Below are 25,282 nucleotides of genomic sequence, written 5' to 3' on the forward strand. Positions count from 1 at the left end.
TATGAGCGGTATCGTGACGGCGGGAGAAGTAGCGGCTGCAGCAGGCGACGCATATGGAGCGTACCAAGGCGGTCTGAGTACACCAGCCAACCAGGCTTCGTTTGGCGCTGCGGTAGCTGCAGGGGCGGCAGCCATGGCATCAACGGGTAGCTTTGGTGCTTTTGCCCAAGGACTGGGTATTGGCGTTGCTCCTGCAACGGCCGTGACGCAGACCGTGATGAATCTGAACGCATTGCAAAACGCTCAGTCACCTGGAGATGCTTTGGCAGCCTCACTCGGTATATTGGGTGGTGCTGCGGGCACGATCGCTGGATTGATGCCACCCTCGCCACAAAAAGTTGCTCTGACCGGCATCGCTATCGCCGCCTCTGCAGCACAGCAACTCGTGCAGAACGGCCAGCCGCTGCAACAGTCCTTGATCGATCTTTTGAACAAGGCTGCCAACGAATTCCTGAATCTGTTTCTACCTGAAGGAATGCGTCCCCGCGATCGGGGATACTCGAATTTCTTCGACTCGGCTAAAAACTGGGTCTGGCCCCGCGACCCCATCATCCTCGACCTCGACGGCGACGGCTTGGAGACGGTGGGACTCGCCAGCAACGTCTATTTCGACCACGACGGCGACGGCGTCCTGACCCTCACCGGCTGGGCGGGTGCGAACGACGCCCTGCTGGTGTGGGACAGAAACGGTAACGGCACCATCGACACCGGCGCGGAGTTGTTCGGCGACTTCACCGTACTGCCCAACGGCACCCTCGCCCCGAATGGATTTGCAGCCCTCGCCGCATTGGATGCGAATGGCGACGGCGTGATCGACGCCACCGACCCCGCCTTCGCAGAATTGAAGCTCTGGCGCGATATTTCGCAAGACGGCGTCTCGCAAGGCGGCGAACTCGTTTCGCTGGCCGACGCCGGCATCGTCAGCCTCAACCTCGCCCACACCCTCAAGAACCAGAACCTCGCCAACGGCAACACGCTCGCCCGCGAAGGGACATTCACCCGTGCCGACGGCTCAACGTCCGTCATGGGCGAATTCAAACTCGCCATCGACACCTTCGACACCCGCTTCGCCGAAGAGATCGAAGTCCCCGAAGCGCTCAGGGTACTGCCCAACATGCAGGGCGCGGGCAACGTGCGCGAATTGCAGCAGGCCGCCGCCCAATCCAGCAGCCTCGCCGGTGTTCTCGCCCAGTTTCAGAACGCCGCCACCCGCGCCGAGCAAAAGGCCTTGATCGACCAGCTGCTCACTGCCTGGGCCGATACCTCCGGTATGGCAAAAAACCTGGATGCGCGCGCCCAGGGCCAATACATCATCCAGTACGAAGCCTTCGGCAACGACCGGCGCTCCGACCACATTGACAGCGTCGGTTTCGTCGCTGCCCAGACGGCAGGCCCGCTGACCTTTGAGGGTATGACCGGCGCGCTATCGACTGACATTGGCGCGAGCTACCTCAGCGCGCACTACCGCGAGCTCATCGACAGCTGGAACCAGAAACTGCACGCGCTCGAGGCCTTCAACGGCCAGTATTTCTTCAACCTGCCGACACAAAAAAGCCAGACCAGCAACGCCAACTGGGGGATGACCGTTACCACCACGCCCGGCAGCACCCAGAATAGTGGCGGTATTGCCATGACCTACAGCGTGCCGACCCTGAAACTCAATTTCTCGACGGCGCAACTCGACCTGCTGCAACAAGCCTACGACAGCCTGAAGGAAAGCGTTTACGCCAGCCTGGTGATGCAAACGCGACTGAAACCGTACCTCGACCAGATCGAACTCGTCATCGACAACGACGGTATCCGGCTGGATGCTGCGGCACTAAACCAGAAACTGGCAGAGAAAAAAGCAACCGATCCCGAGAACTATCTGGCCGACCTGCTCGATCTGGACCGATACGCCGGTGCGTTCCTTGCTGGCACCAACTGGCAGGGCCTTGCCGACTTCGACAACCTCGTCGAAACCCTACCGCAGACGGCGGGCATCGCGGCCCTGCTCGATGAATTCAAGGTGCGCACGCTCACCGGTGGCGATGACGTGACGGGACTCACCGACAAGGCCGACATCGTGCTGGCGGGCGACGGCAACGACACCCTCTATGGCTACAACGGCAACGACCGTCTGTTCGGCCAGGGCGGCGATGATCGCATCTACGGTGGGGCCGGTGACGACCTGATCTCCGGCGGCGCGGGCGACGACCTGCTCTACGGCGAATCCGGGGCCGACACCTACGTCTTCGGGCGCGGCTACGGCAACGACACCATCGTTGACATCGCCGAGAACGGCGTGCAGCGCGACACCGTGCGCTTGCTGGGTCTGAATCCAGCGGACATCCGGGTCACCGCCGACTACGCCGACAACCTCGTCTTCACCATTGTCGATACGGGCGAGACGCTGTCCGTGCCGCGCGGCGGCTACTGGTGGGGCCAGAACGGCGTCGGCCAGTACGTCTTCGACGACGGCACGGTGTGGAGCCACGACGATGCGCTGCGCGCCACCGTGGCCGCGAGCACCGAGGGCGACGACGTGATCCACGGCTCCAGCGCCGGGGACGCGATCGCCGGCCAGGCGGGCAATGACACGCTGATCGGTAACGGCGGTAACGACGTGATCGATGGCGGTGCGGGCAATGATCTCTTGATCGGCTCCACCGGCTGGAACTGGATATACGAGAACGGCAGCTATCGGGTCGAGCGCAATACCACGCCATCCATCGCCGCCAACGGCGACGACACCTATCTCTTTGGTCGTGGAGACGGCCAAGACACGGTGATCGATGGCGACACCACCGCCGGCAACAGCGATACCTTGCGTTTCAAGGAAGGCGTTCTGCCATCGGACGTGAAGCTCATCCGCAGCGGCAACGATCTGGTGCTGGCCATTCGCGATAGCGGCGACCGGGTGACGCTCAAGCAGTATTTCGATGAAGACTGGCGCGGGCAGAACGGCCCGTGGTTGATCGAACGGATTGCCTTTGCCGACGGCACGGTGCTGTCGTTTGCCGACGTGCAGGCCATTCTCTTTGCCGGCAGCGAAGATGCAGAAACCATCATCGGCTCAAGGGCGGCGGATGTGCTGACCGGCCAGGGCGGGGATGACGTGCTGCTCGGCGGCGCGGGCCGGGATATTCTGGACGGCGGCGCGGGCAACGATGTGCTGCGCGGCGGCGGTGTCATTGGCTGGGGTAATCAGGTCTACGACGGGAACGGTGAAGGCGACACCTACCGCTTCGGTCGGGGCGATGGGCACGACACGATCATCGAGGATTCCTGGCAGCAAAATGAGACCGACCGCATCGAGCTCAAGGCGGGTGTGCTGCCCTCCGATGTGCGGCTGGAGCGGGTGCGCACGGTCAACGGCTGGCAGGTCAGCGATGACCTGAAGATCACCATCCGCGACACCGGCGAGACGCTCATCGTCAAGAACCATTTCAACGAGAGCAACCGCTTCGCGGTGGAGGAAATCGTTTTTTCCGATGGCACGGTGTGGGATATGGAGGCGATCAAATCCCGCAGTCTGCTGGGCGAGGCCGGTGATGATGAATTGCGCGGCTTCAATGGGCGCGATGACGTGATCGTGGGCGGCGCGGGCAATGACGAACTCTTTGGCGGCGACGGCAACGACATCTTGATCGGCGGCGCGGGCGATGACCTGCTGATCGGCGGTACCGGTGATGACATGCTGGAAGGCGGTGCGGGTTCCGACACCTACCGCGTCACGCTGGGCGACGGGCAGGATGTAATCAACGAAGGCTACACCGCTGGCACGGACACGGTGGAGCTGGAGGCAGGCATCACCCCCGCCGATGTCACCGTGCGCTGGACGTTGCAAGGCGACATGGCCGTCACCCTGCCGGATGGCAGCCAACTCACCGTGCGCGGGCAGGCCGACACGTGGTCTACCGAGCGAGGGATCGAGCAACTGCGCTTTGCCGACGGCACGGTGTGGGATCGCACCGAACTGGCGGCACGGGCGCTGGCCGCCACATCGGGTGATGACGCGATCGTTGGCGGTTACCAGGACGACACGCTGGATGGCGGCGCCGGAAACGACCAGTTCCAAGACCTGGGCGGTTATGACACCTACCGCTTCGGTGCCGGCGATGGCCAAGACACCATTGCCGACAACTATGGCCGCGTGCTGTTCAAGCCCGGCATTGGCCAGAACGACATCACATTCAGCCGCGACGGCAACGACCTGATCGCCACCGTCACCGCGTCGGGCGACGCGGTGCGCATCAAGGAATGGCTCAACAGTTGGCAACGCATCGACCGCTTCGACTTCGACAACGGCGCAAGTCTGAACGTGAACGATGTGCTGGCCAAGCTCAATGTCAGCGAAGGCGCGGAAATCCTCTACGGCTCGCCGGACGAGGATACGTTGGCGGGCACCGAGAAGGACAGCGTGATCTATGGTCGCGAGGGCAACGACGTGCTCACTGGCGGCGCGGGGCGCGACCAGCTCTTCGGCGAAGCCGGTGATGACACACTGGATGGCGGCGCCGACCGCGACTCGCTCTACGGCGGCGCGGGTAACAACACCTACATCGTGGCTCCGGGCACAGGGCTGGACAACGCCATGGGCGCGAGCCTGGCGGTGGCCAACGACACCGTGGTCTTCGCGCCGGGCATCCGGCCCGAGGACGTGTCGGTGCAGTTGGGGGATGCGAGTTGGGGCGGCCAGGCGGGTGATGTCGGCTACACCAACCTGGTCATTGGCATCGGTGGCAACGACGCGCTGGTCGTGCGCACCGAGAACGGGGATGACCTGGGGCGTGGCGCCATTCAGCGTTTCCGCTTCGGCGATGGCACCGAATGGACGCTCTCCGACGTGATCGCCCGCGCCGATGGCGGCAAGATGGGCTGGCAGCAGCGCTATTGGGGCGACCCGACCACGATCCTCGGCAGCCAGGCCGATGACGTCATTAACGACTACACCGGCCAGTCGGTCACCGTCCAGGCACGCGGCAACGACGACAACGTCTACCTGGCTGCCGGCAATGACATCGTCTCGGCTGGCAGCGGCAACGACAACGTGTACTCGGGTGCCGGCGACGATCTGGTCGCTGGTGAGGCGGGCGATGACCGCATCGACACCGGCGCGGGCGACGATGTGGTCGTCTTCAACCACGGCGACGGCCATGACCGGCTGACCACCGGCGAAGGCACGGACACGCTGTCCTTCGGTGCCACGGTTCTGCCTGCGATGCTTTCCGCCGCCTTGGACCCCGACGGACGGGTGGTATTGCTGATCGAAGGCGGTGCGGGCGGCTCGATCACGCTGGAGAACACCCGCATCGACAATCTGCCGGGCGATCTGGAGCGCATCCAGTTCATCGATGCCGACGGGAAGACGCGCGTGTTCGACCTTGCGGGTTGGCTGCAGGCCAACACAGGCGCTTTGCTGTCGGCAACGATGGATGCGCCGCTGGCTTTTGAGGGCACGGGCTTTGAGTTGACCGGCACGGTGGCCCCGGCGGGCGGACTGGAGGCCGTGGCCTATGCGCAGTCCGGCGACCTGTTCGTCTCGGCCAATCTCGCCAACAACACCCCGACCGACGGCGACGACGTGCTCTACGGCACCGCCGATGGCGACACGCTGGACGCGGGCGCGGGCAACGACATCGCGCTGGGTCTGGCTGGCAATGACACGATCCTCGGCGGTGAGGGCAACGACCTGATTCACGGCGGCGACGGCGATGACGTGCTCGACGGCGGCGACGGGAACGATGTGATCTACGGCGGCTGGGGCGCGGACACGCTCACCGGCGGCACGGGCCGCGACGAACTCTTCGGCGAATGGGGTGGCGACACCTACGTGTATCAGCCTGGCCACGGTGAAGTGATCATCGACGACGACCACCGTGTGCTCAACTGGGGCTACGGCGGCGGTGAAGGCGGTTACGGTGGCGAATGGGCTTATGGTGACGAACTCGCTCGTGCGGCCGCCTGGGATGGCGGTGAAGGGGGCTATGGCGGCGGCTGGGACGGCGGCGAAGGCGGCGAAGGCGGCGAAGGCGGCGAAGGCGGCTGGTGGTACGGCGGCGCCATCGTCGACGATGCGCCCAACATCCTCACCTTCGGCCCCGGCATTCGCCCCGAAGACCTGCGCTATTCGCAGCAGAATGGCGATCTGGTGATCGAGTTCGCCAACCAGCCCGGCGACCGGGTAATCCTGAAGGGCTTCGAGCCGAACCGGGCCACGCAGACCCGCTCGGTGGACATCATCCGCTTTGCCGATGGCACCGAGATCGTGGCCGAGAGCATCGAACCCACGGGCAAGACCGAAATGGCCGGTGATGAAGGCGGTTGGCTCGACGGTACGCCGTTTGCCGACACGCTGATCGGCGGCGACGGCGATGACGTGCTCAATGGCCAAGGCGGCGCGGATCGCCTTGTGGGTGGCGCAGGCTCGGACACCTACCGTATCCACAAGGACTGGGGCACTCGCCCGACCGAGACGCTGATTGCCGAGACCTGGCGCGAACAGGACACGAACCGCATCGAGATCACCGGCGAAATCAACGCCGACGACCTGCGCCTGGAATTCGACGGACGCGACCTGCTGCTGCGCCTGAACCAGGAAGGCGATGCCATCCGCTTTGCCGGATTCGACCCGCGCGCAGAGGGTATGCAGGCGCCGGTTTCGGAAATCAGTCTGCCCTGGTTGGGTGTCAACCTGTCGTTCGACGACCTGCTGGCACGTGGCGTGCGCATCATCGGCACACCCAACGACGACGAGCTAACCGGCACGGCACTCGCCGACTGGATCGAGGGTCGCGGGGCGGACGACACCCTGAGAGGCGGCGCGGGCGGGGACCTCTACCTCATCGACGCCGATGGCGGCACGGACACCATCATCGACAGCGAAGACGGCGATACACCCAACACGCTGGTGCTGCCCGAGGGCACGACGCTCGATGACGTACGCCTGTCTTTTGATGCCGAAGGCTTCCTGACCCTCGATCTCGACAACACCGGCAACCGTGTGCGTCTGTCGGGCTTCGACCCGCAGGACCCGTTGGGGCCGCGTGCCGTGGAGCGTTTCCGCTTCGGTATCGACGGCGACGAGATCGGCTACGAGGAACTGCTCGCGCGCGGTTTCGACATCGTTGGCACGATCGACGCCGACGCTCTCAAGGGAACCACGCTCACGGACCGCGTCCGGGGCGGCGACGGCAATGACCTGATCGAAGCCACGCCAGGCGATGATTGGTTGGCGGGTGAAGGCGGCAACGACACCTATGTGGTGCAGCTAGGCGACGGCATCGTCACGATCGACGACGTGGCGGAACAAGATGCGGGCAACGTGCTGCGCTTCGGCCCCGGCATCGATCCGAATGCGCTACGCAACAACCTGCGTTTCGAGGCGGACGGCAACGGCGGCCACGTCCTGCTCATTCCCTACGGGGACGACGGAGACTTGGTGCGCCTGACCGGTTTCAACCCGCAGGACGTGCTCGGCACCCACGCAGTGGAACGCTTCGAGTTCGCCGACGGCACGGCGGTGGATTACGCCACCCTTGTGTCCTGGACTTTCGTGGTCGAGGGCGACAATGCGGGTAACGCGCTGGAAGGCACCAACGTCGGCGACCGCCTCTACGGCTACGACGGCGACGATGTCATGGAATCTGGTGATGGCGAGGACGTGCTCACCGGCGGCTTGGGTAACGATGTCTTGCGTGGCGGTGCCCAGCGTGACGCCTACGTGGTCAATCTGGGTGATGGCGAAGACATCATCGAAGATGACCTCGATGCGGGTGTCGGCAATGTGCTCACTTTCGGCGAAGGCATCGCCCGCGAAGACGTGCGGCTGGAAGTAGACGGCGATGACTTGCTCATCCATTACGGCTCGGGCGGCGACGTGGTGCGGGTGAGCAACTACGCCCCGGATGGCGCATCGGGCGGCACGGTGATCGACACCTTCGAGTTCGCCGACGGCACCGCCGTCACGCTGCGTGAGTTCATGAACCGCGCGCCGGAAGTTGCTAACCCCATCGACGATCAGGTGGCGCTCGAAGATGCTGCCTTCAGTCTGGTGCTGCCCGACGACCTGTTCATCGACGCCGATGGCGACGATATCCTGACGCGGGTGACGGTTTCGGGTTACACGACGCTGCCGGACTGGCTGCAGTACGACGCGGCCACGCGCACCTTGTTCGGTACGCCGGACAACGACGACGTGGGTGAATTTGACGTCATCGTGCAAGGCATGGACGCCCTGGGCGCATCAAGTTTGCACAGTTTCCATGTCACGGTGCAAAACACCAATGACGCCCCCGAAGTCGGCACGCCCCTGTCCGACCTGCGCGCCCTGGAAGACAGCGCCTTCAGCTTCACGCTGCCTGCTGGCAGCTTCCGTGATGTCGACATAGGCGATGAGCTCGCCTACACGGCCACGCTGGCCAACGGCGATCCACTGCCCGATTGGCTGAGCTTCGACGCCCAGACCGGTACGTTCTCGGGCACCCCGGCCAACGGCGATGTGGGCAGCGTCTCCGTACGCCTGACTGCAACGGACTTGGCCGGAGCACAAGTCAGCCAGACCTTCGCCATCGAGGTGGCCAATGTCAACGACGCGCCCGAGGTGGGCGTGTTGCTTGGCAACCAGAGCGGCCGCGTCGGTCAGCCCACCCGCTGGCAACTGCCCGAGGGCGCTTTTGTCGATGTCGATGCGGGCGATGTGCTGAGCTACTCGGCCACGCTTGCCGACGGCAGTGCCCTGCCCGGGTGGCTCACCTTCGATGCCGCCACCGGCAGCTTCAGCGGCACCCCAGCCACGGCGGGCAACTACGTCCTGCGGGTCACCGCCACCGACCTGGCGGGTGCTTCGGCCAGCCAGAGCTTCACCCTGGTGGTCGAATCGGGCGGCGGCAACCAGGCACCGGTCACGGCGCCGGATACGGCAACCGTCATCGAAGATCGCAAGCTGCTGGCCTGGGGCAATGTGCTCGCCAACGACCGCGATCCGGAAGGCAAGCGCCTGCGCGTGGCCGACCCCGGTATCCGGCGCGGCGAATACGGCGTGCTGACCCTGCTGTCCAATGGCACCTACGCCTACGTGCTCGACGATTGCTCGTCCAAGGTGCAGGGCTTGGGTGCGGGCGAGACGGTCACGGAGACCTTCAATTACCTGGCCAGTGACGGCACGCAGCGTAGCAACGGCGCATTGACGGTGACCGTACAGGGCACCAACGACATGCCCGATCTGGTTCGCTGCCTGAGTGATGTGCAACTCGCCAAGGGCAAGGCCTTCTCATGGCAGATGCCCGCAGGCAGCTTCCGTGACGCCGACCGCAACGACACGCTGAGCTACGCGGCCACCCTGTCCAACGGCAAGCCGCTGCCCAGTTGGCTCAAGTTCGACGCCGCCACGCAGACGTTCAGCGGCACGGCGCCTACAGGTTCGACCGCCGCCATCGACGTCAAGGTGGTGGCCAGCGACGGCCATGGGGTGTGCTCGACGGCCTCCGACGTGTTCCGCATCAGCGTCGGCAACAAGACGGTGCTACCCGCCGCCAGCAAGGGCAACGAAGGCGTGGGCAACGGCGCGGACGCACCGCCGCCCGGACACAGCGCCAACATCAATGACGGCGCGGGCACCGGGCCCGGCAATCCCGGCGGCAGCAAGGGCAAGCAGGATGACCTGCTCGAGCGCTTCCTCGATGGCTTCAAGGCCGATGCCAAGGCGGTGAACCAAAATCCTTTGCCCAGCCTGGATGCCGGATGGTTCGATCGCTGGCTGTCGCCATCCGTGCCCTCCCAAGGGCAGGCACCGTCCCCGAGCAACAGCCAGGCGGTCGAAGCCCACTGGCAGCACCTGCTGCAGGCATTGAACAGGCTCGATGCCGAACGGCAAGGGGCGGCGCAGTGGCTGGGCAAGGGCCAGGGTGCCGACCTCTCGGGGCTGGTGGGGCTGCTCTCTGGCAACGCGGCGATGCTGCGCACCCATGGCGACGCCGTGGGGCTGGCCGCCGGCACCCAGCTCAAGGGCTTTGCCGGCCTGAAGGAAGGCGTCACGGCCTTGCGCTGCTGCCCCCCATGCCGCGCGTTCTGATCGCGTGGGAGCTGGGCGAGGCCTTCGGTCACCTCGCCCGGTGCCTGCGGCTGGCGCAAGGGCTCATGGCCCGCGGGCACGGGGTGACCCTGGCGCTCAAGGACGTGCGGCTACCCGCCGGACAGCGCCCGGCACCCGGCATCACCGTGCTGCCCGCGCCCCTGACCCCACAGGCGGGCACGGGCAGCAGCCCACCAGTGAACTACGCCGATGTGCTGCGCGTCAGCGGTTTTGCCGAAGCGCAGGACGTGGTCGCTCGGCTCAACGCCTGGCGGGGGATTTTGACCTTGGCCCAGCCTGACGTGCTGGTCGCCGACCATGCGCCGACGGCCTTGCTGGCGGCACGGCTTGCCAATATTCCCCATCTGTCCATCGGCAACGGCTTTGCGATCCCTCCGGCTGTTTCTCCCTGGCCGTCGATCCGGCCCTGGGAGGCGGTGTCCGATCAGGCGCTCATGGCTGCCGAGGAAAGGCTCGACCGGGTGCTGGAGGCCGCGCAGAAAGCACTGGGCCATGCAAGCGCAGTGCGTATGCGCGACTTGTTTGGTGCCCACGACATCCTGGACACTTTTGCCGAACTCGACCACTACGGCGCGCGGCCGGATGGGCGCTATGTCGGGCCCATCGTCTCGGTGCCCCAAGCCTTGCGTGTTGGCTGGCAAAACCGCGAGGGTTGCAGGGTACTGGCCTACCTGCGTCCTGCTGTACCGGGCTTCGAATCGATCTTGCAGGCGCTCGCCCGGTTGGATGCAGAGGTGCTGTGCATCGTGCCCGGGATACGCCCCGAGGCAGCGAAACGGTGCGCGACGCGGCGTTTGCGCATTGCACTCGCATCGATCGATCTGTCTCTTTTGCTTCCACATGCCGATCTGGCGCTCGGCTACGGCAACAGTGGCTTCTCGACCCAGGCACTGCTCGCAGGCGTGCCCTTGGCGATGCGGCCTCGGCATGTCGAGCAGACACTTTTTGCGCATCGGGTGGAGGAACTGGGTGCGGGCAAGTTGCTCAGTGGCCGCATCGATGTGGACAGCGTCACCACATCATTGCAGGAACTGCTCGGCAACCCGACGTATCGGCAGGCCGCCCGCGCGTTCCGGGATCGTCATGCCGATTACTCGCCCAGCGAGGCCATCGAACAAAGCCTGTTCGCCATCGAGCGCGCGATGCTTGAAGGCTGGAACACTGACCGTACCCGCAAGACCCCAGAACCACAAGAGAGTCCCCCGGCATGCTTGCATTGAAATCCCTCCTCCAGCAGGCCCACAGCGACCCGCTGGATTTCCATCCTCCGCTCGTCCGTTTGCAACACCGCGCGCCCAATCCGCAGGGGCGGCGGGTGCTGTGGGCCATCCTGGCGCTGGTCGCCTTTCTCATCGTCTGGGCGTTGCTGGGACGGCTGGACATCGTGGCAGTGGCCGACGGCAAACTCGTGCCCGCCAGCTATCTCAAGATCGTGCAGCCCTCGGAAGCGGGCATCGTCAAGGACATCCTGGTGCGCGAGGGCGAGACGGTGCGTGCCGGTCAGGTGCTCATGCGCATGGATGCGCTGATCACCGAGGCGGATCTCGAGGCCATCGCCGCCGAATACGCCCGCAAGCAACTTCAACTGGCCCGCATTGATGCGGAGCTCACCGGCAAGCCCTTTGAGCCGGACGTTCAGGCACCGGCGGCGCTGTTGCGCGAGACCGCCGCCCAATACCAGGCCAACCGCGATGCCCTGGCCGCCGCCTTGGCCGAGGAACGCAGCCGCCTGGCCAAGGCGCAGCAGGAGCTGGCCGCCGCCCGCCAGCAGAAGGAGAGACTGGAATCGGTGCTGCCCCACTACCGCGAGCAGGACAAGGCCTACGAGAAGCTGGTCAAAGACGGCTTTGCCGGAACCTTGACGGGCTCGGACAAGCGCCGCGAGCGCATCGAAAAGGAACAGGAGCTGAAGACGCAAAAGCACCTGATCGCCTCCGCCCAGGCCAGCATCGACCAGTCGCTCAAAAAACTCAAGCAGATCGAGGCGGACTATCTGCGGCAGCTGCACGCCGAGCGCAATGAGGCGCGGGCACAAATCGACAAGCTGGCCAAGGAACTGGAGAAGCAGCAGCACCGGCGCGCGCTGCTGGAACTCAAAGCCCCGCAGGACGGGGTGATCAAGGACCTGGCCACCCACACCGCCGGCACCGTGGTGCAGCCGGGTACCGTGCTGGCCAGCCTCGTGCCTCGCGAAGAAAAGCTCAAGGCCGAGGTCTGGGTCTCCAACGAGGACATCGGCTTCGTGCGGCCGGGACTGACGGTCAAGCTCAAGTTCGCCACCTATCCCTTCCAGAAGTACGGCATGGGACAGGGCACCGTCGAGCACGTGAGTGCCGATGCCCAGAGCGAGGAAGAAGCCCGAGACCAGGGGCTGGCGGGCGGCCAGCGGCCGCTGCGCTACAAAGCCCTGGTGGCGCTCGACGCAAACGCGCTGGAGATGGATGGGGTGCAGTATCCCTTGTCGGTGGGCATGCAGACCACGGCGGAAATCCTGCTGGGCGACCGTACGGTGGCGGAGTACCTGCTCTCACCCGTGAAAAAAGCCTGGCACGAGGCCGGTCGAGAGCGATGAGCAATGCCCGACGGCCGTCGTCACTGACGGAGGCACTGTCCAGCCAGGTACACGGCATCCGCTGGCCTGCCGTGGTGGGAGCACGCGATGCCGCCGTGCTGGCCTTGCTGTTCCAGATGGAAAGCACCCAGTGGATGTCATCCGAGGCGCTGCGGGAACGACAGGATCGGCAGCTGGGTGCGCTGCTCGACCACGCGCGCCGCCACTGCGCCTTCTATCGCGAGCGCCTACCCAACGACCTGGCCCGTTGGCACGAGATTCCGTTGCTGACGCGCACCGATCTGCAAACGCAGGCCGATGGCCTACGGGCCACCACCTATCCACGCGCCCACGGCAAGACCTTCGACATCGCGACGGGCGGCTCCACCACTGAACCCGTCACGGTACGGCGCACGGCGCTCACCCAATTGCTCTGGCAGACGGCGACCTTGCGCGATCATCTCTGGCACCGGCGCGATCTCTCGGCGACCATGGCCATCATCCGCCAGTTCCCGCAGCCAGTGGATGAAACCAAGCCGGGCACATAGACGGGAACCTCCTTGATGATGGTGTCGCCCTTCGCTCTGACGACGCGGATGCGGTCGACGTACTGGGTGACGACCTTGACGATGGCTTGCGCCTGTCGTTCGCGGACGGCGACGGTCTGTAGGGCTTGTTGCTGGATGGCGGCATCCCATTGCGCTTGGACGTGGCTCGCACCCTTGATCCAGCCAAAGCCGACTAGGGCGACGCCGAGCGCTGCCAGGGCCAGCAGCCGGTACGGCCACGGAATCACGCTCACGATGCCTCCCCGATGCACTGCCGGTATTCGGCTTCTCGCCGTGTAGCGAGCCCACCGCACAGCCGCGCGTTGGTGGGCAGCGCGCAGTCCTTGCCCTGGAAGAAGCGCCAGCGCAGCAGCTCGGCGCAGGCTCCCGCGTAGTCCTCGGCGTTGAGTTTTCTAACCAGCTTGGACTGGCAGAACGCGCGGCTGCCGACGTTGTAGGAAAAGCTCACCAGCGCGTCGTACGCGTGCTGGGCCAGGGGCACGGTCACGCATTGCTTGAGCGCCCCCTCGAATTGCTGCACGTCGGTAAGTGCCCGAGCCAGCGCCTTTGGCGGCGTGGTGGTGTCGCCCAGCTTCACCCCAGTGGTGGTGCCGAAACCAATGGTCGGTACATCGCCCTTGACGGGGATCACTGCACGGTCGGTGTAGCCCTCGTGCAGCACGATGCCAACTAGGGCGGCAGCGGACAGCGTCAGTCCGGCCACCGTCCTGCGCATCGCTTGTGATGGTGGCCGGGTCATCGGTGCATCTCCGGCTGAGCCACGATGCGAGCTACGGTTGCGCCGATGCTGGCGGCAAAGGCCAGCAGCACGAACGCGCCGCGCGGTAGTACGTCCCCGAACAGCGGCACCACGACTTCCGCCGCCGTGAAGGCAGCGGCCAGCAGCGAGAAGCGGATGCTCCAGGCCCGTCGCAACACGCGCTGCCAGTCGTCCAGAAGGCAGATCTTCGGCTTGGCAGTCATTGCACGCCTCCCATCAGTTTCAATTTGATGGCGGCCCCCACCAGCAGCGCGGCCAGGATGCCGGTGGTTACGACCTTGATGGTGGTCTGCCACGCCGTGCGGCGGGCATCTCGCCACGCTTCCAGCAGATCGCGCAGTTCGCGGATGTCCTTCGCGGCACTGCCGTTCTCCAGCCCGAGATGGGCAAGGCAAGGCAAGGCAAGGCAACGCTCGGCTCCGCGTTCGGCAGCCCGGTCGAGCAGATCGTCAAAGTCCTCGCGGCGCAAGAGGAGCATGTTCTCGACGAGCGCAGGACAGCGACGGATTCGCGGATTTCACCGCTGCCACCGACCAGATAGGCGTAGTCGCCCACGGTCAGCCTTTCCGGCTGGCTGATGGCGGTCACCGGCAAGCCGATGGCATCGGCCTCACTGGCAGGCAAGGCCGCATCGAGCGTGAACAATGGCGCGTAGTCCTCGCTGGCCACACTGGCGATCTCGCCTGCGGACGCGCCGGTGGCGAGCTGCCAGTTCAGTTGCCCCACACCACCGGCAGCGGCCAGTGCACCGACTGCGGCATCGGTGTCGGTCAGGTAATCCAGTTCAGCACGCGACAAGGTGCGCGCCAGTTCCCAGTACGGAATCTCCACCGCCACGATCTGTGCAGGCGGCAGCGGCTCCAGTGTCGGCTCATCGATGATGGGTGGCGGCGGGGCGAGCACTGCGTTATCCAGCCCGAACACATCCTCCATCGCTTCGATGCGCCACTCAGATGACCCCAGTGTGCCGGTATCGATGCCGGTCACGCGGACCACCATCTGGTCGATGCCCAAGCGCGGCCAGTTGAGCAGGAACACGTCACCCGGCAGCGGCGCGCGTTCCAGCGTGTCGCGTGCCACGGTCAGACTCATCCGGGCCAGGGGTGACCCCAATCCTCTCGCCTGATCCTGCGCTGCGTGACCACATCGCGACCTACAAGCAGCTCAGCCAGCTGTATGCGGCCGTGCGCAATGCCTACGCCGCAAAAGTCGGTTTTGTGGCCGATCTTGCCTACAAGACGCGGCGCCTGATCGAGGAAAGCGCAGAGCAACATGGTCTTGGCCGATTGACCAAGACCGTGACCTTTGACGTGGCAACGCTGAAGTCATTGCGCGGTGAGGATGGGTCCGACGAGGGCAAAGTGTTCAACCTTGTGCGCGGTCTACAGCACGAGATTGACGAAGACCCCGCCGCCGCACCGGTGCTGCAACCGCTGAAGGATCGTGCCGAACGCATCCTGAAGGATCTGGAAGCGCGCAAAACGACCGGTCTGCCGCGATGGACCAGCTGGCGGCGTTGGCTGCGGAGAAGGAAGCGGCGATGAAGGCGGCGCGCGACAGCGGCCTGTCCACTCGCGCCTTCGCCGTGGCTTGGGTGCTGCGCGACGATGCTGCCGTCAAGACGGTGGGCATCGACCTCACGACGCTGGCCAAGGACGCCGAAGAGTTGCTCGGGCGTTTTCCGAATGCCTCGGTCAATGCCGACGAGCAGCGACGGCTGCGTGCGTCGCTGTACAAGCCCTTGCTCGCGCTGGCGCAGGACGAGCGGGCACGGGTCGTTGATCTACCAAGAGCAGCTTCGCCTGGCGGACCGACGGTCCGAACTGTCGAAGCGCGAATACGGGTTTGAGCAACAGTTCGACAAGGATCGCTTGCTGCCAAAGAATCAGGGGCTGGTCTTCGTCGACACCAAGCGGTCGTCTGAGAAGCATTTCCAGAAGTTCGAGCAGGACTGGAATGACACGCTGCAAGTGATGCGTTCCATCGCATCCAGGGTCTCCGCGCCGGACGCCAAACCCGACTGGATCGATGCGTCGGTGGCTCCAGGTGTTCAAGCCGACCAATTCCTGCACGCCTACTACTACAAGCAGGTCAAGGATGGAAACCGCCATCCTTACGAGGAGTTTTTCGACAGGAACTCGAAAAAATCCTGAGCTGGCGTTACGCGACGCGCTGGAGTGGTGGCATGACGCCGACTTCGACCACTCGTTTGAAGAACGCACCATCTACGAGTGGTCGCCCCGGCTGCGCGAGTTACTGGCACGCGATCGCATTCTCAAACTGACGGAGCAGGAATTCGTGGATGCCGTTTCCCGGGTGCACGCGATCCGAGACCACGCCATTAAGCAGGAAAACGAGCACTTGGGCTTGCCGGATCGACCGCAGACCGGCGACGACAAGGTGGAAAAGTTCGGCGAGTGGCTCTGGCGGCAGCGATCCCGCCAAGGGCGGACTGTGCTTGATCTGTTGAATTACGTCGTCTGGGGCAACGGCAGTGTTTCGGCCCGGCTATGGAACGCGATCCGCAGCGACGACTGGGCAATTCCGCACATTGGTCTGAGCAGCCTCGGGGAAATCGTCGGCTGGGCGCGTCCAGACGAGTTTCCGCCAAGGAACATGCGGACGAGCAAGGGGCTGCGGGCGCTCGGTTACAACGTGAGGATCGGCGTTTGGCTGCGGCTGCCCACAGCACTTGTAGGCTCCCGATCAAACCTTTACCTATCGCCGGATCGGACTGCCCCAGCACCCCCTCTCTGGAAATTGGAGTCACATCAATCGCCCAGCAGGTCGCGGGATGTTGACTCTTGACTTTCGGCATGTTTGGCGCAATATCTTGCAAAGTCTTGCAAGAATTTCCTCGAGCGAGGCCGCGTGACGACGGAACTTTTTTTTTGGGGGGGGTATGACAGCGCGCCAGCAGGCGATCTTCACACTCGACGAGTTGACTGCCTACTTGAAAGTCGGCAAGCGGACGCTTTACCGGCTCGCCGCGAACGGGGAAATTCCTGCTTTCAAGGTGGGCGGGACGTGGCGGTTTCGTCAAAGTGAAATCGATCGATGGATCAATGATCAGATCCAAGCAGGCAGAAAGAAGGAGGTGATACGCACAGATAAGCAGCGAAAGTCAGCGGAACATCCCGTGTCGCCAGGGCGCGCTGTACATAGCCGCGGGCAAACGGATTGAGTGAGTCTTCAATTGATTTCTGGAGGTATGACATGGATATTGATTTCAAGAAATTGGCTCCCTGGAACTGGTTTAAGAAAGAGCAGGAAGAACAACAGAGCACTGCCTCGCTGCCCGTGCAGCGCAATGACCTGCCGGTGGCAGGCGGTCCCGTCAGTCCCATCCTGCAACTGCATCGCGAGATCGACCGGCTGTTCGATGATGCGTTCCGGGGCTTCGGTTTCCCGACGCTGGCCATGCCACGCTGGCCGTCGGAGTGGCCGGGCCTGCTGAAGCCGGCCCTGGACATCCAGGAGACCGACAAGCAGTACAAGATCGCCCTGGAAGTGCCCGGCGTCGAGGAAAAAGACATCCAGATCACGCTCGACAACGACGTGCTGCTGGTGCGCGGTGAAAAGCGTCAGGAGCAGGAAACGAAAGACGGCGGTTTCCACCGGGTGGAGCGCTCCTACGGCAGCTTTCAGCGCGCTCTGAACCTGCCGGCCGATGCCAACCAGGACACGATCAAGGCCGCTTTCAAGAACGGCGTGCTCACGATCACGATGGAAAAGCGCGAGGCCAGTACGCCCAAGCAGGGGCGCTCGATCCCGATCAACGGCTGACGCGGGGCAGCGCGTTTTTCTCAAAAACCACAAAGAGATGAGGCACCGTGATCGGCGGTGCCTCGTCAGATCAATCTTTACAGGAGCATCAGCATGGCCAGAAAACAATGCCAGGTCTGCGGCCAACCCGCCACCGTGCGGGTGGAAGCCAATCTCAACGGTCGTCACAGCACCATGCTGTTGTGTGACGACCATTACCGTCAACTGGTGCGCCAGCAAAAGCGCACCGTCTCGCCGCTAGAAGCCTTGTTCGGCTCGCGCAGCGGCCTGTTCGAGGACTTCCTTGGCAGCGACTTCTTCCGCATCGGCGACGACGCGACGCCGATGGCCGCCGATACCGATGACGTGGTCGATGCCTCGTTCGGCGAGCCCGCCGCCGCAGGTTCGGGTGCGCCGCGCCGTCGCGGCAGTGGTTTGGCCAGCCGCATCAGCGAACAGTCGGAAGCCCTGCTGCAGGAGGCCGCCAAACACGCTGCCGAATTTGGCCGCTCCGAGGTGGATACCGAACATCTGCTGCTGGCGCTGGCCGACAGCGACGTGGTCAAGACCATCCTGGGGCAGTTCAAGATCAAGGTCGATGACCTCAAGCGCCAGATCGAATCCGAAGCCAAGCGCGGCGACAAGCCGTTCGAGGGCGAGATCGGCGTGTCGCCCCGGGTCAAGGACGCGCTCAGCCGTGCTTTCGTGGCCTCCAACGAACTCGGCCACTCTTATGTCGGGCCGGAGCATTTCCTGATCGGGCTCGCCGAGGAAGGCGAAGGTTTGGCGGCCAACCTGCTGCGCCGTTACGGCCTCACGCCGCAAGCGCTGCGCCAGCAGGTAAGCAAGGTGGTCGGCAAAGGGGCCGAGGATGGCCGCGCCGAGACGCCGACCAACACGCCCGAGCTGGATAAATACTCGCGCGACCTCACCAAGATGGCGCGCGAGGGCAAGCTCGATCCGGTGATCGGCCGCGCGCAGGAAATCGAGACCACCATCGAAGTGCTGGCCCGGCGCAAGAAAAACAACCCGGTGCTGATCGGCGAGCCCGGCGTCGGCAAGACCGCCATTGTCGAAGGGCTGGCGCAGCGGATGGTCGCCGGCGAAGTGCCCGAGACGCTGCGCGACAAGCGTCTGGTCGAACTCAACATCAACGCCATGGTGGCAGGCGCCAAGTACCGCGGCGAGTTCGAGGAGCGCGTGCAGAAGGTGCTCAAGGAAGTGACCGAGCACCAGGGCGAGCTGATTCTCTTCATCGACGAGGTGCACACCATCGTCGGTGCCGGCCAGGGTGGCGGCGAAGGCGGGCTGGACGTGGCCAACGTGTTCAAGCCGATGATGGCGCGCGGCGAACTGAACCTGATCGGCGCCACCACGCTCAACGAGTATCAGAAGTACATCGAGAAGGACGCCGCGCTGGAGCGTCGCTTCCAGCCGGTGATGGTGCCCGAGCCGACGGTAGCGCAGACCATGATGATCCTGCGCGGCCTGCGCGACACCTTCGAGGCGCACCACAAGGTCAGCATCACCGAGGATGCGATCATCGCCGCCGCCGAGTTGTCGGACCGCTACATCACCGCACGCTTTTTGCCTGACAAGGCCATCGACCTGCTCGACCAGGCGGCCGCACGCGTGAAACTGTCGGCCACGGCCCGCCCGGTGGCGGTGCAAGAGCTGGAGTCCGAACTGCACCAGCTGCGGCGTGAGCAGGACTATGTGGCCTCGCGCAAACAGTACGACAAGGCCGCCGAGCTGGGCAAGCGCATCGAGGCCAAGGAGACTGAACTCAAGAAGCTCGTCGAGGAATGGGAACGCGAGCGCGCCTCGGGCAGCGCCGAAGTCAAGGCAGAACACGTGGCCCAGATCGTCTCGCGCCTGACCGGCATTCCGGTCAACGAGCTGACGGTGGAAGAACGCGAGAAGCTGCTGCATCTTGAGCAGCGGCTGCACGAGCGCCTGGTGGGCCAGGACGAAGCGGTGCGCGCGGTGGCCGATGCCGTGCGGTTGTCGCGCGCGGGCCTGCGCGAAGGCAGCAAGCCGGTGGCGACTTTTCTGTTCCTCGGGCCGACCGGCGTGGGCAAGACCGAGCTCGCCAAGGCGCTGGCCGAGTCCATCTATGGCGATGAAGGTGCGCTGCTGCGCATCGACATGTCCGAGTACGGGGAACGCCATACCGTGGCACGCCTGGTGGGTGCGCCTCCGGGTTATGTGGGCTATGACGAGGGTGGCCAGCTCACCGAGAAGGTGCGTCGCAAGCCCTACAGCGTGTTGCTGCTGGACGAGATCGAGAAGGCTCACCCTGACGTCTACAACATCCTGCTGCAGGTGTTCGACGACGGGCGGCTCACCGACGGCAAGGGCCGGGTGGTGGATTTCACCAATACCATCATCATCGCCACCTCGAACTTGGGCTCGGACATCATCCAGCGTCGGCTGAAGGCCCGTAGCGCCGCCGGCGAGGAATACGAGAAGACCAAGTCCGAGGTGATGGATGTGCTGCGCGGACACTTCCGCCCCGAGTTCCTCAACCGCATCGACGAGATCATCGTCTTCCATGCGCTGGGCAAGGAGGAGATCCGCCATATCGTCGGCCTGCAGCTCGATCGTGTGGCCCGCAACGCCGCCAGCCAGGGCGTGACGCTGACCTTCGATCAGACCTTGATCGATCACTTCGCGGAGGAAGGCTACAAGCCCGAGTTCGGCGCGCGTGAGCTCAAGCGGCTGATCCGCAGCGAGCTGGAGACGGCACTGGCGCGCGAGATGCTGGGTGGCGGTATCGGCAAGGGCGATCACGCCAGCGCCCGCTGGGACGACAAGGCCGAACGGGTGGTCTTCGAGCGCCAGGAGCCACCTGCGAAGCCGGCCGAGCCTGAAAAGCCCGATGCCGCGAACGTGGCCAAGGCACCGCCGAGCGACGCGAGCAAGCCTGGGCGCAAGAAGAAGTCAGCGGGTGGCGAATCTTGAGCGATGGGGGCTGTCGTGTCCAACCCCAACGGCTGACATGGGCAGTCACCCTCTCGCCCACGGTGCCCGAGCCCGTATCGCCGCCGCTTGCCGGCCTGGCGCACCTGGTGTGACGCGCCACCGGCCAGTCGCTGACCAGCGGCAACCGCATCGAGCCGCTCATCGATGGCGAGCAGGCCTACCCGGCCATGCTCGCTGCCATCGAATCGGCGCGGCACAGCGTTGCGCTGGCTTCGTACGTCTTCGATAGCCAAGGCATCGGGGCGCAGTTCGTCGATGCGCTGCGCCGGGCTCATGCGCGCGGCGTCGGCAGCCACGACGAGCGCGAGCAGACCCTCAACCAGCTGCTCACAGAGATGGACGGCTTCGACAGCTCGGTCGGGTTGATCATCCTCGCCGCCACCAACCGCCCCGAAATCCTCGACCAGACACGCATCGACCAAGCCATCCGTGACATCGTGATGGGTGTGTTTGATCGTGCATACCGAATTATCAAAATTAACCGAGAAGTGCTGGAGCGCTGCGCGCGCGAACTGCTCGCACGGGAAACGCCGGATGCATACAGCTTCCGGCAACTGACGCAAGGGCTACAGCTCGAATCCCCATGTCACAGCGGCCCAACTGCCGGAGCCATTACTTCCTCTGTGTCCCAAGGATCCACCTCATGAGGACAGCATTCATATCGTCTGCCCACACTGCCAATTCCTCAATCGCGAGCCAGCCAACAAGTTGGCAGAGAAGCCCAATTGCGGGCGGTGCCAGCACCCGCTGTTCACCGGAGAACCCATCGAGCTGACCACAGCGACGGTAGAGGACATCACCGATCTCAAGAGGGTCGAGCAGGCGCTGAACGTTATGCGCCGGCAGCGAGAAGAGTTGGCCAGCCACGTTCCCGGTATGCTTTACCAATACCGTCTTCGTCCGGACGGCAGCTCGCACTTCCCTTATGCCAGCGCGAGGATACAGGAAATATACGGGGTTACACCGGAGGATGTTGTTGAAGATGCCACTCCTGTGTTCGCTGCGCTCCATCCTGAAGACCGCGACCGTGTGCATGAAACCATACGGGCGTCGGGGCAGTCACTCGCGCTTTGGCATGACGAGTACCGGGTGCAGTTTCCAGACGGTCGGGTGATCTGGGTCGAAGGCGAGGCGTCGCCTGAAGCCATGCCTGATGGGAGCATCCTCTGGCACGGCTATATCCATGATGTCACCTCACGCAGAAGATCCGCGGAAGAGCTTCGCCTTGCGGCTAAAGTTTTGGTTCATCACGCATCTACGGGGTATGTTGTCACGACATCCCGGCGCCCAGCCGCAAGACCTTGAACTGGAAATCCTCGAAACCAGCGCCGTGGAGGACTTCGTTCAAGTGTCTCAGTTGATGGCGCTGTGCGAGAGGATGAGATTGCGTTTTGCCCTCGACGATTTCGGCAGCGGCTATTCCTCGCTGACCTATCTGAAGCGCCTGCCCGCGCACCTGCTCAAGATCGACCAAGGTTTTATACGCGACATGCTCGAGGATCCGGACGATATCGCCATCCTGGATGCGCTACTGGCACTGACAAGGTCGTTTGGCAGGAACTGCATCGCGGAGGGAGTCGAATCCATTCAGCATGGTGAAATGCTGCTGCGTATGGGATGCGAGTGGGGCCAGGGTTATGCCATCGGGCATCCGATGCCGGCGCATGAATTCGAGCAATGGCTACACACCTGGCAGGTACCCTTATCCTGGAAAGGATTCAAACCTGACAGTCGCTCCGCGCTGCCCGTGCCGTTCACATACGTCGACCACCGGGTCTGGATTTCCCAGATGATCGACTATCTGTCAGGTAAGATCCAAGTGCCGCCTCAACCCGAAGCACTCCAATACTGGCGGGATCAAAGTGGCCGCCCTACGTTCTTCGGCAAGGATCCTGATGATCAGGTCGATGTCCTGCATCAGAGCATCCAGCAGTTAGCGCACACCCTGAGTGAAATGAAAAATGCCGGCCGTGTCGAGGCATTGAGGGCTGGCATCGACAAGTTGCAACATTTGCAGGCGGATCTGCTGGGATTGCTGCCGCCAGACCAGAAACCGGATTGATGCCATGCATGGGACAAAGGGTTGACGTGCAAGAGGCTGATCCACCCATCGGCGGCGCCACGAGCGCGCAGGATATTATGCGCTGGGTGGCTTCGCAATTGCCTCGGCAATCCAGGTGTAATCGAGTCGTCTTCTCGGACTCCCCGTTCCATTAACGTTTCATTGAAAGAGAGCAACGCTTATGCATAAAGAATCTGGCCACACGGCCCTTGACGAGATACGCTCCCAGTGGCAGTTGATGACGTTTTACGAGCGCTTCGAGCAGGTCGTCGCCCTCGTTCTGTCGGCGGTAATTGCCGTCATCATCGTGGTGTCGCTGTTCCAGCTCATCGCCATCGTCTTCACGCTGCTGGTTCTAGATGCTTTCAATCCCCTGGACCACAAGGTATTCCAGAGCGTGTTCGGCATGATCATGACGCTTTTGATCGCGATGGAGTTCAAGCATTCCATCGTGCGCGTGGCGCTGCGTAAGGAAAGCATCATCCAGGTCAAGACGGTGGTCCTGATCGCGCTGATCGCACTCTCCCGCAAGTTCGTGATCCTCGACTCCGACGCGAGCCCCGCAAAGATAGCCGCGCTGGCAGGCGCCACGCTGGCTCTGGGTGCGACCTACTGGCTGCTGCGCGAGCGCGACGGCCGCGCCGCCGAGACATCTGAGCATGACCCGTCATCATCCCAGTGACCTGCGCGCGGCGTTGTTGCAACATCGCCGGCTCAACCGCCTGCAGACGGGGTTGCTGGTCCTGACCCTGGTCGGGATTGCGACCGCTGCGGGGAGCCTGTTGTTCGGCGAAGGCGGCTTTTGGCTCGCGCTGTTTGCCGTTGCAGGCGCGCTGCTGCTGGAGCCGGCAGCAGCGTCGGCGCTGACCCTGCGCCTGTATCGCGCGCGGGCACTGCACCCGCACGAAGCCCCCGAGATTTGGGCCATGTTGCGCGAGCTGTCCGTCCGTGCCGGTTTGCCCGCAACGCCGGTGCCGCACTACGTGCCCAGCGGCATCGTCAATGTCAATGCCTTTGCCAACGGCTCCAGGCGCCTTGCTTCCATTGCCCTCACGGATGGTCTGCCCGGCTGGGGAAATCCCGAGCCGTCTTGGTTGCGCACGCATACGGCGTGCAGAGGATCGTATCGCGCGCCTGATGGAGTTGACGTCTCAGCCATCGCAGACCCTGCCGTTCCAAACGGTGTTGATTTCCTCTCAGAAGTGACCCACTAGCCTGCGGGTCAGTTCTGCGTGGAAATCAACACAAACGGATTATCTCGTGCCAAGGTCGTTCGCCCCGATGTGCCCACCACGCCGGGGCCTGAGCGGCCTTTGGCGCTAAATCACTCGAAAGGAGCCTCCGTCATGTCTTCTCCCGGTCCTTACCCACAACGCCCAGCTCCTGATCATTTCGTCCGGCGGTGGCTCGTCATCACTGCGTGCGTTGCAGCACTCATGCTGTTCTGGCAGTTCCTGCCCGCCATCGAAGCCTGGTTCAGCCCGCGCCAAGCCGCTGAGCGCACCGTCACGCCGCGTGACGATCTGGCCGCTGACGAACAGGCCACCATCGAACTGTTCGAAAAATCACGCGCCTCGGTGGTCTACATCACCACCGCGCAGCTGGTGCGCGACGTCTGGACGCGCAATGTCTTCTCCGTGCCTCGTGGCACGGGATCGGGCTTCATCTGGGACGACGCCGGCCACGTCGTCACCAATTTCCACGTTATCCAGGGCGCGTCCGAAGCCACCGTCAAACTCGCCGATGGCCGCGACTACCAGGCCGCACTGGTGGGGGCGAGCCCAGCACACGACATCGCCGTACTCAAGATCGGCATCGGCTTCAAACGCCCGCCTGCCGTGCCGGTCGGCACCAGCGCCGACCTCAAGGTGGGACAGAAGGTGTTTGCTATCGGCAACCCCTTTGGCTTGGATTGGACGCTCACCACCGGCATCGTCTCCGCGCTCGACCGCTCGTTACCGGGAGAAGCGGGCGGCCCGGCCATTGATCACCTGGTTCAGACCGACGCCGCCATCAACCCCGGCAACTCGGGTGGCCCCCTACTCGATTCGGCCGGGCGCCTCATCGGCATCAACACGGCGATCTACAGCCCCTCCGGCGCCTCGGCTGGGATCGGTTTTGCCGTGCCGGTGGACACCGTCATGCGGGTAGTGCCGCAACTCATCAAGACCGGCAGATACATCCGCCCGGCGCTTGGCATCGAGGTGGACGAACAGCTCAATCAGCGCCTGCTTGCGCTGACGGGAAGCAAGGGCGTGTTCGTGCTGCGTGTCACCCCCGGCTCGGCAGCGCACAAAGCCGGGCTCGCTGGGGTCGAGATTACCCCACAAGGCATCGTGCCCGGCGACCGCATCATCGGTGTTGATGGCAAGGCAACGGACGATGTGGCCAAGCTGCTCGCGCGGCTAGACGACAGGAAGGTCGGCGATGTCGTAGTCTTGTCCGTGGATCGGGCCGGCAAATCGCGAGAGGTGCAGGTGGAGTTGCAGCCCGGGATTTGATTCAGTTGAATCTC

The 25,282-nt window shown here is 63.9% G+C and carries 18 protein-coding genes and 4 pseudogenes; 17 read left to right on the top strand and 5 right to left on the bottom strand.

Going from position 1 to position 25,282, the window contains the following annotated elements:
- The first annotated feature begins 1 nt into the window (after position 1).
- From B5M06_RS14500 to B5M06_RS14515, 4 genes are read left to right on the top strand one after another with little or no spacing between them, the layout of a single operon-like run.
- On the top strand, positions 2-10,054 hold the full coding sequence (locus B5M06_RS14500; RefSeq protein ID WP_080025278.1) for a calcium-binding protein: 10,053 nt from the start codon (positions 2-4) through the stop codon (positions 10,052-10,054).
- On the top strand, positions 10,039-11,295 hold the full coding sequence (locus tag B5M06_RS14505) for a glycosyltransferase (RefSeq protein ID WP_054066614.1): 1,257 nt from the start codon (positions 10,039-10,041) through the stop codon (positions 11,293-11,295). Before B5M06_RS14500 ends, B5M06_RS14505 begins: the two co-directional genes overlap by 16 nt.
- Positions 11,283-12,647 carry an HlyD family type I secretion periplasmic adaptor subunit gene (locus B5M06_RS14510; RefSeq protein ID WP_054066615.1) on the top strand — a complete coding sequence of 455 codons (1,365 nt, stop codon included), beginning with the start codon at positions 11,283-11,285 and terminating at the stop codon, positions 12,645-12,647. The genes B5M06_RS14505 and B5M06_RS14510 overlap by 13 nt, the downstream gene beginning before the upstream one ends.
- A complete protein-coding gene (locus tag B5M06_RS14515; protein WP_054066616.1) occupies positions 12,644-13,174 on the top strand; it encodes a phenylacetate--CoA ligase family protein in 531 nt (176 codons plus the stop codon). The genes B5M06_RS14510 and B5M06_RS14515 overlap by 4 nt, the downstream gene beginning before the upstream one ends.
- On the opposite strand, the pseudogene B5M06_RS14520 reads toward B5M06_RS14515, so the two are convergent.
- The 5 genes and pseudogenes from B5M06_RS14520 to B5M06_RS14540 all read right to left on the bottom strand — a co-directional run.
- Positions 13,168-13,428, bottom strand: a pseudogene (locus tag B5M06_RS14520) (hypothetical protein); the annotation flags it as partial. The gene B5M06_RS14515 and the pseudogene B5M06_RS14520 sit on opposite strands and share 7 nt — an antisense overlap.
- Complete coding sequence (locus B5M06_RS14525) at positions 13,425-13,934, bottom strand: lysozyme (protein WP_054066617.1); 510 nt, start codon at positions 13,932-13,934, stop codon at positions 13,425-13,427. The pseudogene B5M06_RS14520 and the gene B5M06_RS14525, both read right to left, overlap by 4 nt.
- Positions 13,931-14,158 carry a DUF7940 domain-containing protein gene (locus B5M06_RS14530; protein WP_054066618.1) on the bottom strand — a complete coding sequence of 76 codons (228 nt, stop codon included), beginning with the start codon at positions 14,156-14,158 and terminating at the stop codon, positions 13,931-13,933. The genes B5M06_RS14525 and B5M06_RS14530 overlap by 4 nt, the downstream gene beginning before the upstream one ends.
- Complete coding sequence (locus tag B5M06_RS17530) at positions 14,155-14,433, bottom strand: DUF6127 family protein (protein WP_080025279.1); 279 nt, start codon at positions 14,431-14,433, stop codon at positions 14,155-14,157. The genes B5M06_RS14530 and B5M06_RS17530 overlap by 4 nt, the downstream gene beginning before the upstream one ends.
- A gap of 14 nt (positions 14,434-14,447) precedes the next feature.
- A pseudogene (locus B5M06_RS14540) lies at positions 14,448-15,074 on the bottom strand (phage tail protein); the annotation flags it as partial.
- Between B5M06_RS14540 and B5M06_RS17535 the strand changes: the two are divergent.
- The 13 genes and pseudogenes from B5M06_RS17535 to B5M06_RS14595 all read left to right on the top strand — a co-directional run bounded on the left by B5M06_RS17535 (position 15,059) and on the right by B5M06_RS14595 (position 25,268).
- Entirely contained in the window at positions 15,059-15,499 is a 441-nt protein-coding gene (locus B5M06_RS17535) for a hypothetical protein (protein WP_240183942.1), read from the top strand. The pseudogene B5M06_RS14540 and the gene B5M06_RS17535 overlap by 16 nt on opposite strands.
- Positions 15,454-15,804 (top strand): hypothetical protein, encoded by a 351-nt coding sequence (locus tag B5M06_RS17540; protein ID WP_240183943.1) that lies wholly within the window; start codon positions 15,454-15,456, stop codon positions 15,802-15,804. The genes B5M06_RS17535 and B5M06_RS17540 overlap by 46 nt, the downstream gene beginning before the upstream one ends.
- Positions 15,734-16,108 (top strand): hypothetical protein, encoded by a 375-nt coding sequence (locus tag B5M06_RS14550; RefSeq protein ID WP_151044877.1) that lies wholly within the window; start codon positions 15,734-15,736, stop codon positions 16,106-16,108. Before B5M06_RS17540 ends, B5M06_RS14550 begins: the two co-directional genes overlap by 71 nt.
- The gene (locus B5M06_RS17775; RefSeq protein WP_428840869.1) at positions 16,053-16,763 is read left to right on the top strand and encodes a hypothetical protein; all 711 of its coding nucleotides are present in this window, start codon (positions 16,053-16,055) and stop codon (positions 16,761-16,763) included. Before B5M06_RS14550 ends, B5M06_RS17775 begins: the two co-directional genes overlap by 56 nt.
- A gap of 94 nt (positions 16,764-16,857) precedes the next feature.
- Positions 16,858-17,139, top strand: coding sequence for a helix-turn-helix transcriptional regulator (locus B5M06_RS14560; protein ID WP_054066621.1), 282 nt, complete (start codon positions 16,858-16,860; stop codon positions 17,137-17,139).
- A 32-nt stretch (positions 17,140-17,171) separates the two neighbouring features.
- Positions 17,172-17,741, top strand: a complete 570-nt coding sequence (locus B5M06_RS14565) for an Hsp20/alpha crystallin family protein (protein ID WP_008906266.1) — start codon at positions 17,172-17,174, stop codon at positions 17,739-17,741.
- Positions 17,742-17,834: 93 nt separating this feature from the next.
- The gene (gene clpK, locus B5M06_RS14570) at positions 17,835-20,684 is read left to right on the top strand and encodes a heat shock survival AAA family ATPase ClpK (protein ID WP_054066622.1); all 2,850 of its coding nucleotides are present in this window, start codon (positions 17,835-17,837) and stop codon (positions 20,682-20,684) included.
- Positions 20,685-20,734: 50 nt separating this feature from the next.
- Positions 20,735-21,112: pseudogene (locus tag B5M06_RS17780) on the top strand (AAA family ATPase); the annotation flags it as partial.
- A 253-nt stretch (positions 21,113-21,365) separates the two neighbouring features.
- The gene (locus B5M06_RS17550) at positions 21,366-22,010 is read left to right on the top strand and encodes a PAS domain-containing protein (protein ID WP_439097685.1); all 645 of its coding nucleotides are present in this window, start codon (positions 21,366-21,368) and stop codon (positions 22,008-22,010) included.
- Entirely contained in the window at positions 21,892-22,767 is an 876-nt protein-coding gene (locus tag B5M06_RS14580) for an EAL domain-containing protein (protein ID WP_240184065.1), read from the top strand. Before B5M06_RS17550 ends, B5M06_RS14580 begins: the two co-directional genes overlap by 119 nt.
- A gap of 181 nt (positions 22,768-22,948) precedes the next feature.
- Positions 22,949-23,449: a heat resistance protein PsiE-GI gene (gene psiE-GI, locus B5M06_RS14585; protein ID WP_054066624.1), complete on the top strand. Its 501-nt coding sequence runs from the start codon at positions 22,949-22,951 to the stop codon at positions 23,447-23,449.
- Positions 23,427-23,831, top strand: a pseudogene (locus B5M06_RS17555) (Zn-dependent protease); the annotation flags it as partial. The gene psiE-GI and the pseudogene B5M06_RS17555, both read left to right, overlap by 23 nt.
- 282 nt (positions 23,832-24,113) lie before the next feature.
- The gene (locus B5M06_RS14595; RefSeq protein WP_054066625.1) at positions 24,114-25,268 is read left to right on the top strand and encodes a S1C family serine protease; all 1,155 of its coding nucleotides are present in this window, start codon (positions 24,114-24,116) and stop codon (positions 25,266-25,268) included.
- Positions 25,269-25,282: the final 14 nt, after the last annotated feature.

The organism is Comamonas kerstersii (assembly GCF_002056725.1).
In the GTDB taxonomy this organism is placed as follows: Bacteria; Pseudomonadota; Gammaproteobacteria; order Burkholderiales; family Burkholderiaceae_C; genus Comamonas; species Comamonas kerstersii.

Bases quoted from the DNA above. Each gene is read 5' to 3' on its own strand.
- B5M06_RS14510 (WP_054066615.1), top strand. From the start codon at position 11,283: ATGCTTGCATTGAAATCCCTCCTCCAGCAGGCCCACAGCGACCCGCTG.
- B5M06_RS14500 (WP_080025278.1), top strand. From the start codon at position 2: ATGAGCGGTATCGTGACGGCGGGAGAAGTAGCGGCTGCAGCAGGCGAC.
- B5M06_RS17540 (WP_240183943.1), top strand. From the start codon at position 15,454: ATGGACCAGCTGGCGGCGTTGGCTGCGGAGAAGGAAGCGGCGATGAAG.
- B5M06_RS17530 (WP_080025279.1), bottom strand. From the start codon at position 14,433: ATGCTCCTCTTGCGCCGCGAGGACTTTGACGATCTGCTCGACCGGGCT.
- B5M06_RS14530 (WP_054066618.1), bottom strand. From the start codon at position 14,158: ATGACTGCCAAGCCGAAGATCTGCCTTCTGGACGACTGGCAGCGCGTG.
- B5M06_RS17775 (WP_428840869.1), top strand. From the start codon at position 16,053: ATGGAAACCGCCATCCTTACGAGGAGTTTTTCGACAGGAACTCGAAAA.
- B5M06_RS14565 (WP_008906266.1), top strand. From the start codon at position 17,172: ATGGATATTGATTTCAAGAAATTGGCTCCCTGGAACTGGTTTAAGAAA.
- B5M06_RS14515 (WP_054066616.1), top strand. From the start codon at position 12,644: ATGAGCAATGCCCGACGGCCGTCGTCACTGACGGAGGCACTGTCCAGC.
- B5M06_RS14595 (WP_054066625.1), top strand. From the start codon at position 24,114: ATGTCTTCTCCCGGTCCTTACCCACAACGCCCAGCTCCTGATCATTTC.
- psiE-GI (WP_054066624.1), top strand. From the start codon at position 22,949: ATGCATAAAGAATCTGGCCACACGGCCCTTGACGAGATACGCTCCCAG.
- B5M06_RS14525 (WP_054066617.1), bottom strand. From the start codon at position 13,934: ATGACCCGGCCACCATCACAAGCGATGCGCAGGACGGTGGCCGGACTG.
- B5M06_RS14505 (WP_054066614.1), top strand. From the start codon at position 10,039: ATGCCGCGCGTTCTGATCGCGTGGGAGCTGGGCGAGGCCTTCGGTCAC.
- B5M06_RS14580 (WP_240184065.1), top strand. From the start codon at position 21,892: ATGTCACCTCACGCAGAAGATCCGCGGAAGAGCTTCGCCTTGCGGCTA.
- B5M06_RS14560 (WP_054066621.1), top strand. From the start codon at position 16,858: ATGACAGCGCGCCAGCAGGCGATCTTCACACTCGACGAGTTGACTGCC.
- clpK (WP_054066622.1), top strand. From the start codon at position 17,835: ATGGCCAGAAAACAATGCCAGGTCTGCGGCCAACCCGCCACCGTGCGG.